Source organism: Zoogloea sp. (genome assembly GCF_041904905.1).
In the GTDB taxonomy this organism is placed as follows: Bacteria; Pseudomonadota; Gammaproteobacteria; order Burkholderiales; family Rhodocyclaceae; genus Zoogloea.
In genome coordinates this window covers 58596-77741 of sequence record NZ_JAYRMI010000004.1, presented here as the reverse complement: position 1 = coordinate 77741, position 19146 = coordinate 58596, and the positions used below count along the sequence as shown (strand labels likewise).

17 protein-coding genes are annotated in these 19146 nt (G+C 72.1%); 14 read left to right on the top strand and 3 right to left on the bottom strand.

What is annotated here, in order from left to right; all coding sequences use genetic code 11:
- Positions 1–131 precede the first annotated feature (131 nt).
- Complete coding sequence (locus ACE3N6_RS02330) at positions 132–2240, bottom strand: hypothetical protein (protein WP_374243559.1); 2109 nt, start codon at positions 2238–2240, stop codon at positions 132–134.
- A 98-nt stretch (positions 2241–2338) separates the two neighbouring features.
- Here ACE3N6_RS02330 and ACE3N6_RS02325 point away from each other — a divergent pair, with 98 nt between their 5' ends.
- The 14 genes from ACE3N6_RS02325 (at position 2339) to tal (ending at position 15484) form a co-directional block, all read left to right on the top strand.
- Positions 2339–3103, top strand: coding sequence for a tRNA pseudouridine(65) synthase TruC (locus tag ACE3N6_RS02325; RefSeq protein ID WP_374243558.1), 765 nt, complete (start codon positions 2339–2341; stop codon positions 3101–3103).
- A 222-nt stretch (positions 3104–3325) separates the two neighbouring features.
- Complete coding sequence (locus tag ACE3N6_RS02320; protein ID WP_374243557.1) at positions 3326–3982, top strand: type II secretion system protein N; 657 nt, start codon at positions 3326–3328, stop codon at positions 3980–3982.
- Complete coding sequence (gspD, locus tag ACE3N6_RS02315; protein ID WP_374243556.1) at positions 3979–6192, top strand: type II secretion system secretin GspD; 2214 nt, start codon at positions 3979–3981, stop codon at positions 6190–6192. Before ACE3N6_RS02320 ends, gspD begins: the two co-directional genes overlap by 4 nt.
- Positions 6189–7655 carry a type II secretion system ATPase GspE gene (gspE, locus tag ACE3N6_RS02310; protein WP_374243555.1) on the top strand — a complete coding sequence of 489 codons (1467 nt, stop codon included), beginning with the start codon at positions 6189–6191 and terminating at the stop codon, positions 7653–7655. Before gspD ends, gspE begins: the two co-directional genes overlap by 4 nt.
- A 3-nt stretch (positions 7656–7658) precedes the next feature.
- Positions 7659–8864, top strand: coding sequence for a type II secretion system inner membrane protein GspF (gene gspF / locus ACE3N6_RS02305; RefSeq protein WP_374243554.1), 1206 nt, complete (start codon positions 7659–7661; stop codon positions 8862–8864).
- A 9-nt stretch (positions 8865–8873) separates the two neighbouring features.
- Positions 8874–9302, top strand: a complete 429-nt coding sequence (gene gspG, locus ACE3N6_RS02300) for a type II secretion system major pseudopilin GspG (protein ID WP_374243553.1) — start codon at positions 8874–8876, stop codon at positions 9300–9302.
- Positions 9303–9312: 10 nt separating this feature from the next.
- Positions 9313–9870: a prepilin-type N-terminal cleavage/methylation domain-containing protein gene (locus tag ACE3N6_RS02295; protein ID WP_374243552.1), complete on the top strand. Its 558-nt coding sequence runs from the start codon at positions 9313–9315 to the stop codon at positions 9868–9870.
- Complete coding sequence (gspI, locus tag ACE3N6_RS02290) at positions 9867–10244, top strand: type II secretion system minor pseudopilin GspI (RefSeq protein WP_374243551.1); 378 nt, start codon at positions 9867–9869, stop codon at positions 10242–10244. Before ACE3N6_RS02295 ends, gspI begins: the two co-directional genes overlap by 4 nt.
- A complete protein-coding gene (gene gspJ / locus ACE3N6_RS02285) occupies positions 10241–10855 on the top strand; it encodes a type II secretion system minor pseudopilin GspJ (protein ID WP_374243550.1) in 615 nt (204 codons plus the stop codon). The genes gspI and gspJ overlap by 4 nt, the downstream gene beginning before the upstream one ends.
- On the top strand, positions 10855–11808 hold the full coding sequence (gene gspK, locus ACE3N6_RS02280) for a type II secretion system minor pseudopilin GspK (RefSeq protein WP_374243549.1): 954 nt from the start codon (positions 10855–10857) through the stop codon (positions 11806–11808). The genes gspJ and gspK overlap by 1 nt, the downstream gene beginning before the upstream one ends.
- Positions 11809–11815: 7 nt before the next feature.
- Entirely contained in the window at positions 11816–13033 is a 1218-nt protein-coding gene (gene gspL / locus ACE3N6_RS02275) for a type II secretion system protein GspL (RefSeq protein WP_374243548.1), read from the top strand.
- Positions 13030–13542 (top strand): type II secretion system protein GspM, encoded by a 513-nt coding sequence (gene gspM, locus ACE3N6_RS02270; RefSeq protein WP_374243547.1) that lies wholly within the window; start codon positions 13030–13032, stop codon positions 13540–13542. Before gspL ends, gspM begins: the two co-directional genes overlap by 4 nt.
- A 30-nt stretch (positions 13543–13572) precedes the next feature.
- Complete coding sequence (gene gspN, locus ACE3N6_RS02265; protein ID WP_374243546.1) at positions 13573–14325, top strand: type II secretion system protein N; 753 nt, start codon at positions 13573–13575, stop codon at positions 14323–14325.
- Positions 14326–14404: 79 nt separating this feature from the next.
- Positions 14405–15484 (top strand): transaldolase, encoded by a 1080-nt coding sequence (gene tal, locus ACE3N6_RS02260; protein WP_374243545.1) that lies wholly within the window; start codon positions 14405–14407, stop codon positions 15482–15484.
- 75 nt (positions 15485–15559) lie between these two features.
- Here tal and leuA read toward each other — a convergent pair whose 3' ends face one another.
- Together leuA and ACE3N6_RS02250 are read right to left on the bottom strand one after the other, a co-directional pair.
- Entirely contained in the window at positions 15560–17257 is a 1698-nt protein-coding gene (leuA, locus tag ACE3N6_RS02255) for a 2-isopropylmalate synthase (RefSeq protein ID WP_374243544.1), read from the bottom strand.
- A 386-nt stretch (positions 17258–17643) separates the two neighbouring features.
- A complete protein-coding gene (locus tag ACE3N6_RS02250) occupies positions 17644–19107 on the bottom strand; it encodes a hypothetical protein (protein ID WP_374243543.1) in 1464 nt (487 codons plus the stop codon).
- Positions 19108–19146 lie beyond the last annotated feature (39 nt).

Genomic DNA, 19146 nt, shown 5'->3' with positions numbered 1-19146 from the left:
CGGACCGCAGGGGTGGGACGCATCGATCGGCGCGGCGGCCGCCCATCGAATCCGTCGGAGTCGCCCGGCCGGCTGCCGCGGGGAGTTTAACGGCGTGCTGCCGTCAAGCTTGAGGCCGCCCCTCAGCCGCGTCAGGAAGCGGCCGGCCGGCGCGGCGGGAGCAGGAAATCCCGCGGCCGGGTACGCAGCCGGTGCCACAGGCGGCGGCGCAGCTCGCGCAGGTCGGACTTGGGCAGGTCGTAGGCGCGCACGGCGGTCATCAGCGAGAGGGCGAAGCTCACCCCCAGGTTGAGCACGAACATCACCCCGACGCCCGCCACCGCCAGCGACAGCAGCCCGGTGCCCACCCACTGCATCTCGAGGGACGAGGTAGCGAGGCTGAGGATGCCGGAGTTGAGGGTCACGTGGCGCACGTCCAGCGGCAGGCCGAAGAACTTGCCCAGCACCGGCGTCATCCCCAGCATCAGCCCGAGGGAGATGTTGGTGGCCCAGCCGGACATGTTGCGCGACACGATGCCGGCGATCCGCATCATGCGCAGGCGCCCGAAGCGGTTGCCCAGCCGGTGCTCGGCGATGGCCTGGGGCAGCCGGTGATACACCGCCCAGTTATCCACCCAGCCGCCCACCAGCGCCGCGAGGTACAGGATTACCCCGGTGAGCGCCGCGTAGAACACGGTGCCGCTATCCACCGGGCTGAGGGAATGGAACACGTAGCGGGCCTCGGCGGTGGTCAGGAAGGCGTGGCCGGTGGCCAGCCGCCAGGTGGCGTCGAAAGCGTAGGCGCCGCAGGCCACCACCACCACGTTGGCGATGGTCGCCGCCAGCTGCGAATGGCAGATGCACGCCGCGTAGTCGACGATCACGTCGAGGCGCTCGTTGCCCTTGCGGTCGCGGATGATGGCGGCGAAGGCGGCGGCGGTCATCGCCGGCTGCTTGGTGGCGAGGATCAGCCCGAAGGCCTGCAGGATCAGGAAGCTCACCGCGTAGTTGAGGCCGGAGCCCAGCCCTTCCAGGAACAGCGCCAGCCCGGCGCCGGCGATGGTCATCTTCATCGCCGCGGTGCCCACCGTGAGCAGCCCGCCCCCGGCCGCGGCGGCCCAGATGTGGCGGTAGTCCGCGCCGGTTTCGGCGATGTAGTGCTCGCCGGTCTTGCCGGCCCGGTCGACGATGCGCCGCTGCAGGCGCTGCAGGTTGGCCCGCACCAGATGGCGCAGGCTGGTGCTCTCGTGGGCCGCGTAGGCCAGTTGCTGGAGCAGCAGCAGGACCGGCCCCGGCGAGCCGGGTTCGGCGGCCATCACCCCCACGATGCTCTCCATCCGCGTGAGGCAGCGGTCGAGCACGTCCAGCCCGTACACGATATCCACGCTGATGCCCTCGGATTCGAGGCGGGTGGAGATCAGGTGCATCTCGTCGCGGCTGGCGGCCAGATCGAGCAGCCAGGCCTCGACGAGCTGCATCGACACCCGCCCCTGCTCCCAGGCGCAGAGCAGGTTCTCGCCGCTGTCGGCGAGGCGCCGGAAGGGCGAGCGGGCCACCGGCCGCGCCTCGCCCCGGGCCCGCAGCTTGAGGGACAAGCCCTGCCCCTGCACCCGCGCCAGCAGCAGCCGGAAGCCGTCGGCCATGGCCCGCTGCAGGGCGACCCGCATCTGCGGCTCGTCGGCCGGAAACAGCAGGTCCAGCGCCCGCTGGAAGGTGGACGGCTGGAGCCCGCGGATGAGGGTCAGATCCCGGTTGCGGGGGAAGCTGCGGCTCATCAGGTGGGCCAGGTCGTGATCGTCCCGGGGCGAGGGGATGAGCTTGGCGGTGAGGCGGTCGCCGAACTCCGACAGGAAGCCCCGGTCGCCGGGAATCCCCACCTCACCGAACAGGTTGGCCCCGTCGGTCTCGTCGAGGATCGCGCGGATCGCCCGACGCATCGCCGCCGCCAGCGCCGGATGGGCGGAGAGCACGTCCATCAGCACCGCGAAACGCTGGGTGGCCGAACCGTGCACGTCGGCCGAATCGATGTAGACGTCGCTCCACAGGGCGCCGCCGGCGAGCCAGGCGTTCAGCGCCCGCCAGGCGTCGAGCCGGTCCGGCAGATCGGCCGCCGACACCAGCGCAGCCAGCCGCGCGGCCAGCCTGGGCAGGTCGCGCTGCCCCCGGCGCTGCTCGGGCAAGACGGAATGGATGGCGCCCAGGAGGGCGTCTCGGCCGAAGGCGGCAGCCTCCGGCGGGGCGGAAGTGATCGTGTTTGGCATAGGCGGAGTATGACCGGAGCGGGCGCGTTTTGGTTCGTCAGCCTGCAAGGCGCAAACCCGCGCCCAGAAACCGGCACCGCCGGTTTACCATCCCGCCCATGCTGCCCATCCTGTACCGGGACGACCATCTGGTCGCCATCCACAAACCCGCCGGGCTGCTCGTTCACCGCAGCGAGCTGGACCGCCACGAAACCCGCTTCGCCGTGCAGCTGCTGCGCGACCAGCTCGGCCGCCACGTGCACCCCGCCCACCGGCTGGACCGGGGCACCTCGGGCGTGCTGGTGTTCGCCCTCGACCGGGACACTGCCCGCCAGCTCGGCGGCCAGTTCGAGGCGCAGGCGGTGGCCAAGACCTATCTCGCGGTGGTGCGCGGCCACCCGCCGGAGGCCGGGCGCATCGACCACGCCCTCACCCGCCGCCGGGACGACGCCGAGTGGGTGGGCGACGAAACCTCCGACGCGGCCCAGCCCGCCATCACCGATTTCCGCCGCCTCGCCACCTGCGAGCTGCCCTTCGCGGTGGACCGCTACCCCACCAGCCGCTACGCCCTGGTCGAGCTTACGCCCCACACCGGCCGCAAGCACCAGCTCCGGCGCCACCTCAAGCACCTCGCCCACCCCATCGTGGGCGACGCCACCTTCGGCAAGGGCCACCACAACCGCTTCTTCCAGCAGCAGTTCGGCTGTCACCGGATGCTCCTCGCCTGCGCGCGGATGCAGCTCGTCCATCCGGTCAGCGGCGCGCCCCTCGATCTGCGCGCCCCGCCGGATGGCGAATTCGCCGCGCTGCTGGCGGCCCTGGGCTGGACATCCGCCCTACCGGCCGGGCTCCAGCCCTCCGACCCTGCCGCCGGGCAGCCTTGACGCGGATCGCCCGGCGCGCCCTTTTCAGCCGGCGAACCCTGCGAAAATCCCCGCCGTGCGCCGGCCCGCGGGGGAGAATAACCGCCCGGCCGCCCCTTCGGCCCCGGCGAACCCCTGCACCGCCCCGCCAGCCGCCCGCCACGCCAACAACTTGCGACATCGCGGCGCTTTCCCCTGTAACGGAGGCCGGCTAAGATTGACGGTCTTTTGCCCGGCCCCCCCATGAAGCTGCCCGACCGTCCCGATCTGTCCCGCCTGTCCTGGCCGCGCGCCGCGCGCCTCGGCCCCCTGCTGGCCTGGGGCGTCGCGCTGGCCATCGCGGCCTGGGTGGCGGCCGACCTGTTCTGGCGCTTCACCGCACCGCGGCCACCGGCCCTGCCGGTCGCCACCCAGGCCAACCCCCTGCAGGCCGCCCAGGCCATCGCCAGCCGGCACCTGCTCGGCCAGGGCCCAGCGGCTGCGGCCCCCGGCAACCCGCTGGCCCCGCCGGGCCGCTACAGCCTCCAGGCCGTGGTCACCGGCGCCGCGGGCCGCCCCGGCTGGGCGGTGATCGCCATCGACGGCGGCGCCCAGCAAGGCTTTGTCGAAGGCCAGGAGATCCGCCCGGGCGTCACCCTCGCCCGGGTTGCCGGCGACGGCGTGGATCTCGACCTGGGCGGCGCCCGCCAGCGGGTGCCCCTCGCCGATCGCGGCCCGGGCGGCGCCTCGGGCAACCCGGCCCCGCCCATCGCCCCGCCGGCGCCCGGCCAGCCCGCGGCCCTGCCCACCCTGCGCATGCAGGGCGAGGTCAACGCGGTCGACGCCAGCCAGCAACCGCCCCAGGCCGGCTTTCCCGCCGACTTCCAGGCCCAGCCCTTTCCGAACGCCAACAACCAATGAAACCTGCCCGCCGTCCTCTCGTCCGCCCGATCGCCTTCAGCTGCGCCCTGGCTCTTGCCGCCGGCATCGCGCTGCCGCCCCTGCCCGCGTTCGCCGCCGAGACCGAAACCCGCGGCAGCGGCGAGCCCGTCTCGCTCAATTTCGTGAACGCCGACATCGGCGCGGTGATCCAGGCCATCTCCAAGATCTCCGGGCGCAACTTCATCGTCGACCCGCGGGTCAAGGGCACCCTCAACATCGTCACCGCCCGCCCGGTGGCGCGCAACCTCACCTACTCCATCCTCCTGTCGGCGCTGCGCCTGCAGGGCTACACCGCCATCGAAGGCCAGGGCGTCACCAAGATCGTCCCCGAGGCCGACGCCAAGCTCCACGCGGTGCCGGTGGGCAAAGGCCAGGGCGCCGGCGGCGGCGACCGCCTGACCACCCAGGTCTTCAACCTCAAGCACGAATCCGCCGCCCAGCTGGTGCCCATCGTCCGGCCGCTGATCTCGCCCAACAACACCGTCACCGCCTACCCGGGCAACAACTCGCTGGTGGTCACCGACTACGCCGAGAACATCGGCCGCATCGCCCAGATCGTCGAATCCATCGACGTGCCGCAAACCGGCCTGCGGGTGATGCCGCTCCAGCACGCCTCCGCCCTCGATCTGGCCCAGACCGTCAACCGCCTGATGAACGACGCCGCCTCCGGCGCTGCCGCCACCACGCCCGGCGTCTCCGGCGACGCCAGCCAGCGCGTGTCGGTGATCGGCGACCCGCGCACCAACAGCCTGCTGGTGCGCTCCGACAACCCCTCCAAGCTCAACGCCGTGCGCCAGCTGGTGGCCAACCTCGACCAACCCGGCGCCAGCGGCAACATCCGCGTGGTCTACCTCAAGAACGCCGACGCGGTGAAGGTCGCCCAGACCCTGCGCGCGGTGGTCAGCGGCGAGGCCGGCAGCAGCACCGGCGGCGCCTCCGGCACCGGCCAGAGCAGCTTCGGCGGCACCGCCGGCACCACCGGCCTGGGCAACACCGGCACCGCCACCGGCGGCCAGAACAGCACCACCGGCTTCGGCGCCACCCCGTCGTTCAGCAACAGCAGCGCCAACACCGGCGCCACCGGCAACGGCTTCATCCAGGCCGACCCGATGAGCAACGCCCTCATCATCACCGCGCCGGACGCCATCTACAACAACCTGCGCAAGGTCATCGACCAGCTCGACCGCCGCCGCGCGCAGGTTTATGTCGAGGCGCTCATCACCGAAGTCAGCACCGAGAAAGCCGCCGAGATCGGCATCCAGTGGCAGGCCGGCAAGGTGGGCAACACCACCGCCTTCGGCGGCACCAGCTTCAACACCAGCGGCAACAACATCCTCAACCTGGCCAGCAGCCTTGCCAGCAGCAGTGCCACCACGCTGCCGGGCAACGGCCTCAACCTGCTGCTGGGGGGCGGCACGGTGAGCGTGGGCGGGCGCGAGATCGCCAACCTCAACCTGCTGGCCCGCTTCCTCGAATCCGATACCAAGGCCAACATCCTGTCCACGCCCAACCTGGTCACCCTCGACAACGAAGAGGCCAAGATCGTCGTGGGCCGCAACGTGCCCTTCGTCACCGGCACCTACACCACCACCTCCACCGGCGCCAGCAACCCCTTCACCACCGTCGAGCGCAAGGACGTCGGCCTCACCCTCAAGGTCAAGCCGCAGATCTCCGAAGGCGGCACCGTGCGCCTGCAGATCTACCAGGAAGCCTCGGCGGTCATCGAATCCACCGCCACCGCCACCACCGGCCCCTCCACCACCAAGCGCTCCATCGAATCCACCGTGCTGGTGGACGACGGCGCGGTGATCGCCCTGGGCGGCCTGGTGGAAGACGCCTACTCCGGCGGCGTCGAAAAAGTGCCCCTGCTGGGCGACATCCCCTACCTCGGCCAGTTCTTCCGCTACGACTCCCGCAAGCGCGGCAAGACCAACCTCATCGTCTTCCTGCGCCCGGTCATCCTGCGCGACGCCGCCTCCATCCAGGGCCTCTCGGCCGAACGCTACAACTACGTGATCGGCCAGCAGCGCGATCTGGACGACCCGCGCAACCTCATGCGGCGCGAGCCCAACCCGCCCCTGCTGCCCCCGCCCGGCAGCCCGCCGCCGGCCGTGCCCTACACCCTGCCGCGCATCGACCCGGCCGCCGCGCCGGCCGACGTCGCCACGCCAGCCCCGGCCAAGCCATGACCGGCCCGGCCCTGCCCTACGCCTTCGCCAAGGCCCACGGCATCCTCGTTGCCGCCCAGGGCGCCGAGCGCGCCCAGTTGGTGCTGCGCGAAGGCGCCGACCTCACCGCCCTGGCCGAAGTCCGGCGCACCCTGGGCCTGCCCCTGGTCATCGAACAGGTCACCCGCGCCGCCTTCGAGGCGCGCCTGTCCGAAGCCTATTCCGGCACCGACGGCAACGCCGCCGACGTGGTGGCCGACGTGGGCCAGGAGGTCGACCTCACCCAGCTCATGACCGAGCTGCCGGCCGTCGAAGACCTCCTCGAAACCCAGGACGACGCCCCGATCATCCGCATGATCAACGCGCTCCTCACCCAGGCCGTGCGCCAGTCCGCCAGCGACATCCACATCGAGCCCTACGAGCGCCACTCCGTCGTGCGCTTCCGCCGCGACGGCGTGCTGGTCGACGTGGCCCAGCCCCACCGCGCGCTCCACGCCGCCATGGCCTCGCGCATCAAGATCATGGCCAGCCTCGACATCGCCGAAAAGCGCCTGCCCCAGGATGGCCGCATCGCCCTGCGCCTGGCCGGCCGGCAGGTGGACGTACGCGTCTCCACCCTGCCCACCACCCACGGCGAACGCATCGTGCTGCGCCTGCTCGACAAGGGCAGCGGCCAGCGCGGCCTCGACAGCCTGGGCATGGCCGCCGACACCGTCGCACCGTTCGCCAAGCTCCTCGACCAGCCCCACGGCATCCTCCTCGTCACCGGCCCCACCGGCTCCGGCAAGAGCACCACCCTCTACGCCGCGCTGCAGGGCATGGACGCCAAGCGCCGCAACATCGTCACCGTCGAAGATCCGGTCGAATACGATCTCCCCGGCGTCGGCCAGATCCAGGTCAACAGCAAGATCGACCTCAGCTTCGCCCGGGCGCTCCGTGCCATCCTCCGGCAAGACCCCGACGTCATCATGATCGGCGAGATCCGCGACCTCGAAACCGCCCAGATCGCCGTCCAGGCCAGCCTCACCGGCCACCTCGTGCTCGCCACCCTGCACACCAACGACGCTGCCTCGGCCGTCACCCGCCTTGTGGACATGGGCGTCGAGCCCTTCCTGCTCGCCTCCACCCTGCGCGGCGTGCTGGCCCAGCGCCTGGTGCGCCGCCTGTGCCCGGCCTGCCGCAGCGCCACGCCCGCCACCGCCGCCGACCGCAGCCTCCTCGGCCCCGGCAGCCCCGCCCAGCTGTGGCACGCCCCCGGCTGCCCCGAATGCGGCCACACCGGCTACGCCGGGCGCACCGGCATCTACGAGCTGATGGTCACCGACGACGCCCTCCAGCGCCTCATCCACACCGCCGCCGACGAAGCCGACCTGCGCGCCCACGCCCGCCAGCAGGGCAGCCGCGGCCTGCGCGACGACGGCCTGCGCCTCCTGGCCGACGGCGTCACCTCGGCCGAAGAGCTCCTGCGGGTCACCCGGGATTAAGCGATGACCGCCTTCCGCTATCGCGCCGTGGACAACGCCGGCCGGGAATCCGCCGGCGTGCTCGAAGCCGACACCGGCAAGGCCGCCCGCGGCCTGCTGCGCGAGCGCGGGCTGTTCCCGCTGGAAGTCGCCTCGGTGGCCCACACCGGCGGCGACGGCAAGGCCGCCCGCCGCAAGCTGAAGGAGGCCGACCTCACCCTGCTCACCCGCCAGTGGGCCACCCTGCTCGCCTCCGGCCTCACCGTCGAGCAGGCGCTGGCGGCCCTCATCGAGCAGGCCGAAACCGAAGCCACCCGCCAGTTGCTGGCCGGCGTGCGCTCCGAAATCCTCGCCGGCTACAGCCTGCGCGCCGCCCTCGATCGCTATCCCCAGGCCTTCACCGCGCTCTACCGCGCCTCGGTGGCCGCCGGCGAGAAATCCGGCGAACTCGCCCGCGTGATGAACCAGCTCGCCGACTACCTCGACCGCAGCCACGCCCTGCGCACCAAAACCCTCCAGGCCCTGCTCTACCCGGCCATCGTCGCCAGCGTGGCGCTGCTCGTCATCGTCGGCCTGATGACCTACGTGGTGCCCCAGGTGGTCTCCGTCTTCCAGCAGAGCAAGCAGGCCCTGCCGCTGCTCACCCGCAGCCTCATCGCCCTGAGCAGCCTGCTGCGCGACTGGGGCTGGCTGATGATCCTCGCCATTGCCGGCGGGCTCTTTGCCGGCCGCGCGGCGCTGCGCGACACCGCCGTCAAGCGCCGCTGGGACGCCTGGCTGCTGGGCCTGCCCCTGCTCGGCCGCCACCTGCGCACCCTGGACGCCACCCGCTTCGCCAGCACCCTCTCCATCCTCGCCGGCAGCGGCGTGCCCCTGCTGGCCGCCCTCGACGCCGGCCGCCAGGTCATCGCCCGGCTGCCGCTCGCCGACGCCGTCGCCACCGCCGCCGAGCGCGTCCGCGAGGGCCAGCCCCTCTCCCGCGCCCTGGGCGCCAGCCGCCAGTTTCCGCCGCTGCTCATCCACATGATCGCCAACGGCGAAGCCACCGGCCGCGTCGATGAACTCCTCGACCGCGCCGCCCGGCTCCAGCAGGCCGAACTCGAAAACCGCACTGCCACCCTCACCGCCCTGCTCGAACCCATCCTGCTGCTGGCGATGGGCGGCTTCGTATTACTCATCGTGATGGCTGTGATGCAACCCATCATCGAAATCAATACCCTAATGAAATAAGGAAACGCGATGAAGCACACCCCCCGCCGCGCCCGCGGCTTCACCCTGATCGAAGTGATGGTCGTCATCGTCATCCTCGGCGTGCTCGCCGCGCTGGTGGTGCCCAAGGTCATGAGCCGCCCCGACGAAGCCCGCGTGGTCGCCGCCCGGCAGGACATCTCCGCCATCATGCAGGCCCTCAAGCTCTACAAGCTCGACAACCGCCGCTACCCCAGCGCCGAGCAAGGCCTGCAGGCCCTGGTCACCAAGCCCGCCGCCGCGCCGGTGCCCGACAACTGGAAGTCCTACCTCGACAAGCTGCCCGTCGACCCGTGGGGCAAGCCCTACCAGTACGTCGTCCCCGGCCTCAAGGGCGAGGTGGACGTGATGAGCTTCGGCGCCGACGGCCTCTCCGGTGGCCAGGGCTTCGACGCCGACATCGGCTCCTGGAACCTCTGACCCCCACCCGATGACGGCAGGTCACCGGCGCAGCCTCGCCCGCCCGACCCGCGGCTCCGCGCGCGCCGGGCGGCCCGACGCGCCCCGGCCCGGCCGCCACGCCGGCTTCACCCTCATCGAGGTGATGGTGGTGCTGGTCATCATGGGGCTCGTGGCCACCGGCGTCAGCGTCGGCCTCGACAGCCTGCGCGGGCGCGACACCGACCAGGCCCTCAAGCGCCTGCGTCTGGTGCTCGAAGCCACCGCCGACCGGGCCGCCGTGCGCGGCCGGCCCATCGCCATCGAGTTCCTCCCCGACGGCTACCGCTTCTCCGCCCTCGACCCCGACGACAACTGGCGTCCGCTGATCGACCCGCCGGTGTTCGCCGACCGCCCCCTGCCCGCCGGCGTGGCCTGGCTCGGCCTGCGCATCGACGGCCAGCCCGACGCCGCCAGCCCGCGCCTGCAGTTCGGCACCCAGGCCCCCGAATACGAGCTGCGCGTCGCCACCCCCGGCGGCGAAGCCCGCCTCACCGGCAAGGCCAACGGCAGCGTGCAGCTCGCCATGCCCGGCAGCGCCCGCTCATGACCCCGCGCCGGCCCCGCGGCTTCACGCTGCTCGAAACCCTGGTCGCGCTGGCCATCCTCGCCATCGCCCTCAGCGCCGCCTTCCGGGCAATGGGCGTCACCACCCAGTCGTCGGGCGAGCTGCGCGAGCGCCTGATCGGCGACTGGGTGGCCGAAAACCGCCTGGCCGAACTGCGCGCCACCGGCGCCTGGCCCAACCCCGGCACCAACGAAGGCACCGCCGACCAGGCCGGGCGCAGCTACCGCTGGCGCGAAGAGGTCAAGAACACCGCCAACCCCCTGTTCCGTCGGGTGGACGTGGCCGTCTTCGGCCCGGACTCCGGCGACCACGCCATCGCCCGCCTGTCCGGCTACGTGGCGAGGCCGCTCCAATGACTTGCCGGCCGGCCCAGCGCGGCCTCACCCTCATCGAGCTGATGGTCGCCCTCGCCGTGTTCGCGGTGCTGGGCGTGCTGTCCTACCGCGCCCTGTCCGAAGTCGCCAACAGCCACACCCGCCTCGAAGCCGGCTTCGAACGCTGGCGCGCCATCGGCCGCAGCCTCCAGCGCATCGACGCCGACCTCCTGCAGGTCGTCTCCACCGTCGGCCGCAACGCCGGGCAGGCCGGCAGCGACGGCATCCCCCCGGCCCCGCTCAACCGCGCCGCCAACGCCCCCATGCTGCTCACCCGGGCCGCCGACGGCGGCGGACCCGAGCTTCAGTTCCTGCGCCTCGACGACAGCCGCGGCGTGCGTCGGGTGGGCTACCGGCTCGTCGACGGCCGCCTCGAATGGCTGCGCTGGAGCGGCCGCGACGCCCTCGGCGAGCCCAGCGTCGAGCCCCTGCTCGATCGGGTGCGCGGCCTGCGCTGGCGCTTCCTGCAGCGCAACAACCGCCTCGACGCCTGGCCCCCCGGCGACACCCGCGCCCCCCTGCCAGACGCGGTGATCCTCGAACTCGACCTGGATGGCGTGGGTGTGCTCACCCGCGTCATCGCCCTGCGCTGATGCCGCCCCGCCCCCCCGTCCGCCGCCCGCCAGCCGGCCGCCAGCGCGGTGCCGCGGTCATCCTCGCCCTGCTCACGGTAGCCCTGGTCGCCGGGCTCGCCGCCGCCTCGATGGGCGATCTGGGCGTGGCGATGGATCAGGTCGCCGGCCGTCACGACCAGGCCCAGGCCCGCCAGCTCGCCCGCGGCGCGGTCGACTGGGCCCGCAACGTGCTCTCCGAAGACGCCCGCACCAGCCAGGTCGACCACCTGGGCGAAGCCTGGGCCGTCAAGGTGCCGCCCACCCCGGTCGAAGAGGGCGAGGTGGGCGGCGAACTGCAGGAACTCTCCGGCCGCCTCAACCTCAACAACCTGGCCGGCGACAGTGCCGACATCGTCGAAGTCGAGCGCTTCCAGCGCCTGCTGTCCATCTCCGGCGTCGCCGACGGCGACACCCTCAGCCTCACCGCCGCCCTCCTCGACTGGCTCGACCGGGACGACAGCCCGCGCCTGCCCGGCGGCGCCGAATCCGCCTGGTACGGCGCCCAGACCCCGCCCCGACGCGCCGCCAACGGCCCGCTGGTGGCGGTCGCCGAACTGCTCCAGGTGCGCGGCTTCAGCCCCCAGCTGGTCGCCCGCCTCACCCCCTATGTGGCCGCCCTGCCCGCCGGCACCGCCGTCAACGTCAACACCGCGCCGGCCGAAGTGCTCGCCGCGGTGGTGCCCGAACTCACCCTCGACGCCGCCCGCCTGCTGGTCGTCCAGCGCAATCGGGCGTGGTTCAAGGACGTGAACGACTTCAAGGCCCGGCTGCCCTCCCCCGACCTGCAGCCCGACCTCACCCGCCTCTCCGTCACCAGCCGGCACTTCCTCGCCACCGGCCGCGCCCGCTACGGCGTGGCCATGGTGCGCATGGAAGTGCTGCTCGAACGCAGCCAGAACTGGTCCACCATCGTCTGGCAAAAACTGCTGTGATACGCCCATGAGTACCCGCCTCCTCCTCGCCATCGACGAACACTGGCCCACCCGGCCCGACTGCCCGTGGGTGCTCCTCGGCCCCGACGGCAAGCCGCTCTCCGAAGGCCACTCCGAACCCCGCCACTGGCCCGCCGCCGCCGAGTGCGAACTCGTCCTCACCGGCCCCCAGTGCCTGTGGCTCGAAGTGCCCCTGCCCCGCGGCGCCCGGCGCGACCTGCCGCGCCTCTTGGCCTACGCCCTCGAAGACCGCCTGCTGAAAGACCCCGACACCCAGCACCTCACCCTCAGCCACCGCCGCCCCGCCGACGACGGCGAGCGCGATCTGGCCGGCGTGCTGGTGGTGGCCCGGGAGCGCCTGCGCCAGCTCACCGCCCAGCTCGCCGCCATCGGCCGGCCGGCCCGCCGGGTGTGGGCCGAAGTCCAGACCGCCCCCGGCGGCGAAGGCTGGCAGCTCAGCCTGTCCCCCGCCGGCGCCATCCTGCGCAGCGGCATCCACCAGGGCGTCGCCGTGGATGCCGACCTCCTCGCCCCGCTGCTCGCCCAGCAGGCCGCCGCCGCCCGCGCCGCCAACGCTGCGCCGGCCCAGATCCAGCTGCACCTCGCTCCGGCCACACAGGCGCCGGATCTCGCCCTGCTGCAGGCCGAGACCGGCCTCGCCGTCGCCACCGGCGCGCCCTACCGCTGGTGGCAGGGCGTCGACCGCAAGTGCGCCAACCTCCTCCACGGCGAGTTCGCCTTCCGCGAAGCCGGCGCCGGGTGGCTCGGCCGGCTGCGCCCCGCCCTCGTCGTCGGCGCCGGCGCCCTGGCCCTGTGGCTCGCCATCAACGTCGGCGAGGCCCTGTGGCTGCGTCAGCAGGTCGGTCAGGCCGGCGAACGCATCGAGCGGATCTACCGCAGCACCTTCCCCAACAGCCCGGTGGTCGCCCCGGCCGCCCAGATGCGCCAGCAGCTCAACCTCGAGCGGGCCCGCCACGGCCTGCTCCGCGACGACGACGCCCTGGCCCTGCTGGCCCTGGCCGCCGAAGCCCTCGGCACCGACGCTGCCGGCGCGGTCGCCGCGGTGCACTACGAAGACGGCCGCCTCGACCTCACCCTCACCGGCCCCGCCGCTGCCCGCGCCGACGCCATCGTCGGCCTGCTCGCCAGCCGCGGCCTCCTCGCCGACCTGCGCACCGACGGCGGCACGCCCCACCTGCTGCTGCGCCGGGAGAACCTCCAATGACCGCCCCCACGCCCCCCACCGCACCCGCCAGCGGCCCGCTCACCCGCCTCGCCAACGCCTGGCAGGCCCGCAACCCGCGGGAGCGCACCCTGCTGATCGTCGCGGCAACCGTCGTCGGCGTCGCGCTGATCGTCACCGCCCTCGACTGGAGCCGCAGCGAGCGCGCCCGCCTGGGCCGCAGCCTGCCCCGCGCCGAAGCCCAGCTCGAACAGGCCCAGGAATCCGCCACCGAGATCGCCCGCCTGCGCGCCCAGCCCGTGCCCCAGCGCCCCACCGGCCCGGCACTGCTCGAAACCGTGCAGGCCTCGGCCAAGAGCCGGGCGCTCGGGGTGATCGTCCAGTCGATGGGCGACGGGCTCCAGGTCAAGGGTCAGGCCGGCTTCGACGAGCTGGTCGCCTGGCTCGCCACGCTCCAGCAGGATCAAGGGCTGCGGGTGGCCCGCATGGAAATCCAGCAGCAAGGCCCCACCGCCAGCGTCGACCTGGTGCTGGTGGCCGGTGGCGGCTGATGCCACGCCACCCCACCGCCGGCTGACCCCATGCTCCGCAAACTGCTGATTTTCGCGCTCCTCGCCCTGGCGCTCCTCGTCGCCAAGGCGCCGGCGCGGCTAGTCGACGGCCTCGTCGCCCACGCCACCGACGGCGGGCTGCGCCTGCAGCAGGCCGAAGGCAGCCTGTGGCACGGTCGCGGCGTACTGGCCAGCCGCGACGCCGGCGGGCGCAGCCTCACCCCCTGGCTGCCCCTGGCCTGGGATCTCGACACCGCCGCCCTCGGCCGGCTCGCCCTGGGCTGGACGTTTTCCAGCAGCGGCAGCCCCCTGGGCGCGGTCGAAGCCTCCCCCGGCGGCGTAAGCGTGCGCCGGCTGGCGCTCCACGCCCCCGCCGACACCGCCCTGGCATCCATCCCCCACCCCGCCGCCCGGGCCGGCTGGCAGGGCGACCTGACCGTCGAAGCCCCCGACTGGCACTGCCCACCCGACGGCCGCTGCACCGGCAACGCCCGCCTGCTGTGGCGCGGCGCCCGCAGCGCCCTCTTCCCAGGCCGCCAGTTTGGCGACTACGAGCTGCGCGTCGTCGCCCGCGCCGGCGACCTGAACTTCCAACTCGCCACCCTCGCCGGCGCCATCCAGGCCAGCGGCCAGGGCCAAGCCCCCTACGGCAAGCCGCCGCGCTTCGACGGCCGCATCGGGGGCGACCCGGAACTCCTCTCCCGGCTGCCCGCCATCGCCGCCGGCGCGGCCCGGCCCACCGGCCAGCCCGGGCAGTTCGACCTCCACTGGCCGCCCCGGTGAAATTCGTCACAACGGGCTGTCATCCCCATCCGCCAGAATGGATAATTCATCCCGACCGATTACAACACCCATCCACACCATGAACCCGATCCAAGCCGCCCGCGCCGCCGGCCAGCAAGTCTGGCTCGACAACCTCTCCCGCTCCCTCATCCAGTCCGGCGAGCTTGCCCGCCACATCGAAGCCGGTGTGGCCGGCGTCACCACCAACCCGGCGATCTTCCACAAGGCCATCGCCGAGGGCCCGGACTACCGCCCCGCGCTCGACGCCATGAACGGCGAGACGCTCGGCGCCGAGCAGCGCTACGAGCGGCTGGTGATCGAGGACGTGCAGCGCGCCTGCGACGCGATCCGCCCTGTCTTTGACGCCAGCAAGGGCGACGCCGGCTACGTGAGCCTGGAAGTCTCCCCGGCCCTGGCCGACGACGAAGCCGGCACCGTGGCCGCCGCCCGCCGCCTGCGCGACGCCGTGGCCCGCGACAACCTGCTGGTCAAGATCCCCGCCACCGCCGCTGGCGTGCGCGCCATCGAAACCCTCACCGGCGAAGGCCTGAGCATCAACGTCACGCTGATGTTCTCCCTCAACCACGTGGACGCCGTGGCCGGCGCCTACCAGCGCGGCCTCGAACGCCTGGCCGCCAGCGGCGGCGACGTGCGCCGGGTGCGCTCGGTGGCCAGCGTGTTCCTGTCCCGCTGGGACAGCCTGATCGACAAACAGCTCGAAGCGCTCGGCACGCCCGACGCCCTCGCCCTGCGCGGCAAGGCCGGCGTGGCCCTCGCCCGCCAGGCCTACCAGCGCTACCTGGCACGCTTTCACGGCGCCGGCTTCGCGGCCCTGGCCGCCCAGGGCGCCCGGCCGCAAAGCATGCTGTGGGCCAGCACCGGCACCAAGAACCCGGCCTACTCCGACCTGATGTACGTCGAGCCGCTGATCGGCCCCGAAACGGTGAACACCCTGCCCGACGCCACCCTCGCCGCCTTCATGGATCACGGCACGGTCACCCCGGCCAGCATCGCCGCCGACGTGGACGCCTCCGCCACCCACATCGCCGCCCTGGCCGCCCTGGGGCTGGACATGAACGCCCTCGGCGAAGGCCTGCAGACCGACGGCCTTGCCCAGTTTGCGGTGGCCTTCGGCAAGCTGCTGGAGCTTACCGCCTGACATCGGCCACGCCTCGACAAGCCAAAAAAATGCCGGGCCCCAGCGCCCGGCATTTTCTTGGAGCGGCCCCGGCGATCAGGCGGCGCAGCCTGCCGGCGTCTGGGCCGCGCTACCCGCGCCATGCGCCGGCGCCCGCATCCGGTTGGCCGCGCTGACGATGGCCTGCACCGACGCCGTCACCGTGTTGCGGTGCATGCCCGCCCCGAAGCGGCTGCCGGCCACGCCCTCCATCGCCACCTCGACGATGCACATGGCCGCCGCGTCGGCGCCCTCGCCCATCGAGCGCTCCTCGAAGCTCTGCACCCGGATCGGCACGCCAAGGGCCGCCACCGCCGCCTCGACGGGCCCGTTGCCCTCGCCGACGAACGCCACCGCCCGGCCATTCACCTCGGCCTCGATGCGGATGCCCTGACGGCTGCCGGCCTCGAAGAGGTGGTGCGCCACGTAGCGGATCGGCGTGTCGGCCTCGAGGTACTCGCGCCCGAAGAGCATCCACAACTGGTGGGCATCCACCTCCTGCCCGGTCTCGTCGGTGAGGCGCTGCACCGCGGCGCTGAACTCCACCTGCATCCGCCGCGGCATCGCGAGGCCGTAGTGGGCCTGGAGCAAGTGCGCCACCCCACCCTTGCCGGACTGGCTGTTGACCCGGATCACCGAGTCGTAGGTGCGCCCCACGTCGAGCGGGTCCACCGGCATGTAGGGCACAGCCCACATCGCGTCCGGCCGCTGCACCTCGAAGCCCTTCTTGATGGCGTCCTGGTGCGAGCCCGAGAACGCCGTAAACACGAGATCGCCCACGTAGGGGTGGCGCGGATGGATCGGCAACTGGGTGCACTCCTCGGCCACCCGGGCGATGTCGTTGATGTCCGAGAAATCGAGCCCCGGGTGGATACCCTGGGTGTACATGTTGAGGGCGAGGGTCACGAGATCCACGTTGCCGGTGCGCTCGCCGTTGCCGAAGAGACAGCCCTCCACCCGGTCGGCGCCGGCAAGCTGGGCCAACTCGGCGGCCGCCACCGCGGTGCCGCGGTCGTTGTGGGGATGCACGCTGAGGACGATCCGGTCGCGGCGGGCGAGGTTGCGGTGCATCCACTCGATCTGGTCGGCGTAGACGTTGGGCATCGCCACCTCGACCGTGGACGGGAGGTTGATGATGACCTTCTCCCCTGGCTTCGGGTCCCAGGCGTCCACCACCGCATCGCACACCTCCTTCGCGAAATCGAGTTCGGTGGCGGTGAAGGTTTCGGGGCTGTACTCGAGGACGAACTCGGTCTCCGGCTGCGCTGCGGCGAGTTGCTTGACGAGGGTCACGCTCTCGACGGCAAGCGCCTTGACCTCGTCCTTGCTCATCCCGAACACCGTCTCGCGGAACACCGGCGAGGTGGCGTTGTAGATGTGCACGATGGCCCGGCGGGCGCCCTTGAGGGATTCCATGGTGCGGCGGATGAGGTGCTCGCGGGCCTGGCTCAAGACCTCGATGGTCACGTCGTCGGGGATCTCGCCCTGCTCGATGAGTTGCCGGACGAAGTCGAAATCGGTCTGGGATGCGGAGGGGAAAGCGACTTCGATTTCCTTGAAGCCGATCGCCACGAGCTTGCGATACATCTGCAACTTGCGGGCGGCGTTCATGGGCTCGAAGAGGGCCTGGTTGCCGTCACGGAGATCGGTGCTCATCCAGATCGGCGGATGGGCGAGCGTGCGGCTGGGCCACTGGCGGTCGGCGAGGGCGACCGGGGGAAAGGCGGCGTACTTGGTTTGCGGGTTCTTCAACATGATGATCTTGTCCTTTGTTTTCGTCGGATGCGGTTCGGGTGTTCGGATGCGGACGAGGGGCTGCCAGACTGCCGCGGGCTCGTGGCCTGGCAACCGGGGCGCAGTCGTAGGGACAGCAGGCAAAGGTTCAGCGTGGACATGGCAAGGCTCCGTTCAAGACGCGTGCGAAGACGCAACTCGCCTGAGGCAGGCGACGGGGTACGACAACAGGAAGGGGAAGAAAAGATGTGCCCGTTAGGGCAGCAGCAGACCCAGCCCGGAGAGGGCCAGAAGAGAGGAGAGGTTGGTCTGCTGCGAGGCGTTCATGGGCTGTAACTTAACAGCCCGGCAGCGCGGCGTCAAACGCTTTGCCGTGATCGGGCCGATAGCCCGACGCTATTCCAGTTTCAGGCAACCGTGCAGCTGACGATCTGGTAACCCGGCCCGCTGACCAGCACGGTGCCGGGCTGCAGCTTGACCGTCCGCCCCGCGAGCTTGGCAAACACCGGCCGCGGCGTGCGCATCGCACCCGGCTCGCAGACGATGCGCACGGCACGACCGCGCACCACCGGATCGCACAGGATGCCGTTCCAGCTCCGGGCCCCGTCGTCGAGCACCGCCGGATAAGGCTCGCTGGAGAGCGTCTGCATCCCCACCGCTGCGCCGCCTGCGATATCCGACCTGACGCGGCGCACCAGCGCCAGCACCCAGCGCCCGGTTTCGCCCACATGCGCGCCCACCAGCGCCCCCACCCGGCAGACCTCCGCATCGAAGGAGCAGGACACCACCCCGAAGCCGTTGCGGCTGGCGTCCCGCAGCGACCACGCCGCCGCCGGTCGCATCTGGGCCTCGCCCGAGAGCTGGGAGCGGATGAAGCCAAGGCCGGTTGCCAGGGCCAGCGACCCGCGCACGGGGTGCCGGCGGTACTGGCGCATCGGCGGCACCGGGCCCCACTGGCGGCACAGGTGACGGATCGCGCCGCTCACCGAGGGCACGCCGATGCCCGCGAACAGCGGGCCCAGGCCACCGTCGGCCACGGTCTGGCGCAGCTCCCCGAGCATCGCCACGGCGTCGGCCGGGCGGAAATAGCGGATCGTCGAGGCGGCCTCCTCCGGCACCGCCAGACAGCGCTGGGGCGCGGCGAGGCTCTCGAGATCGAGGAAGAACTGGCCGCCGCCCCGGGGCTCGGCGGTAAGCGCCAGCGAATGCTGCAGGTAGCGGACCAGCTTGTCGGTGGCCTCGATGCGGTCGGGGGAGAGCTGGTCCAGGCTGGCGCACTGCATCGCCACCAGCCGGATGAACTCGCGGCTCACCGTCGAGCGGGTCTCGCGCCCCTCGCGCACGCTGATCGGCGTGTTGAGCGCACCGTACTGGCCGGCCGAACGGTAGGCGCCGATGGCCCGCTGCCACACCTCCGGCGCGAGCGCCTGGTAATCGAAGGCGACCCACTTCATCTCGCCGGCGGCGGCCCGCACCGCCCGCAGCAGGATCTCGACTCGCAGCGGGTCGGAGGCGTCGATGCTGAAATCGGCAGCGAGCCCGTTCAGGACCAGATCGTAGGCGCGCCCCAGGCTGGCGTAGAAATCCCGCCCCAGGGCCTTGTAGCGCACGCTGCGCGCCCCAAACACGTTGGACAGGTAAAGCCCCGACGCCTGCCGCAGCTGGGGCTGGGCCGCCTCGTCGAGCACGGCCACCAGGCGGGCAAGCTGGGTGAGGGGGACTTCGCCTTCGAAGTGGAAGGAATCCAGCCAGCGGATGAGTTCGACGATGGCCGTCGGCGCGGCGCTGGTGGCGACGTCGTTCAGGATCCGGCCCAGCGTTTCCTGCTGCATGAGCGGATGGGAAGGTTGAACCACGTAGCCGGTTGTCATTTGCGTCTCTCTGATCCTCGTCGGAGCACTGATCTGAAA

Coding starts and splice junctions, on each gene's coding strand:
- ACE3N6_RS02330 (WP_374243559.1), bottom strand. CDS start 2,240: ATGCCAAACACGATCACTTCCGCCCCGCCGGAGGCTGCCGCCTTCGGC.
- ACE3N6_RS02325 (WP_374243558.1), top strand. CDS start 2,339: ATGCTGCCCATCCTGTACCGGGACGACCATCTGGTCGCCATCCACAAA.
- ACE3N6_RS02320 (WP_374243557.1), top strand. CDS start 3,326: ATGAAGCTGCCCGACCGTCCCGATCTGTCCCGCCTGTCCTGGCCGCGC.
- gspD (WP_374243556.1), top strand. CDS start 3,979: ATGAAACCTGCCCGCCGTCCTCTCGTCCGCCCGATCGCCTTCAGCTGC.
- gspE (WP_374243555.1), top strand. CDS start 6,189: ATGACCGGCCCGGCCCTGCCCTACGCCTTCGCCAAGGCCCACGGCATC.
- gspF (WP_374243554.1), top strand. CDS start 7,659: ATGACCGCCTTCCGCTATCGCGCCGTGGACAACGCCGGCCGGGAATCC.
- gspG (WP_374243553.1), top strand. CDS start 8,874: ATGAAGCACACCCCCCGCCGCGCCCGCGGCTTCACCCTGATCGAAGTG.
- ACE3N6_RS02295 (WP_374243552.1), top strand. CDS start 9,313: ATGACGGCAGGTCACCGGCGCAGCCTCGCCCGCCCGACCCGCGGCTCC.
- gspI (WP_374243551.1), top strand. CDS start 9,867: ATGACCCCGCGCCGGCCCCGCGGCTTCACGCTGCTCGAAACCCTGGTC.
- gspJ (WP_374243550.1), top strand. CDS start 10,241: ATGACTTGCCGGCCGGCCCAGCGCGGCCTCACCCTCATCGAGCTGATG.
- gspK (WP_374243549.1), top strand. CDS start 10,855: ATGCCGCCCCGCCCCCCCGTCCGCCGCCCGCCAGCCGGCCGCCAGCGC.
- gspL (WP_374243548.1), top strand. CDS start 11,816: ATGAGTACCCGCCTCCTCCTCGCCATCGACGAACACTGGCCCACCCGG.
- gspM (WP_374243547.1), top strand. CDS start 13,030: ATGACCGCCCCCACGCCCCCCACCGCACCCGCCAGCGGCCCGCTCACC.
- gspN (WP_374243546.1), top strand. CDS start 13,573: ATGCTCCGCAAACTGCTGATTTTCGCGCTCCTCGCCCTGGCGCTCCTC.
- tal (WP_374243545.1), top strand. CDS start 14,405: ATGAACCCGATCCAAGCCGCCCGCGCCGCCGGCCAGCAAGTCTGGCTC.
- leuA (WP_374243544.1), bottom strand. CDS start 17,257: ATGTTGAAGAACCCGCAAACCAAGTACGCCGCCTTTCCCCCGGTCGCC.
- ACE3N6_RS02250 (WP_374243543.1), bottom strand. CDS start 19,107: ATGACAACCGGCTACGTGGTTCAACCTTCCCATCCGCTCATGCAGCAG.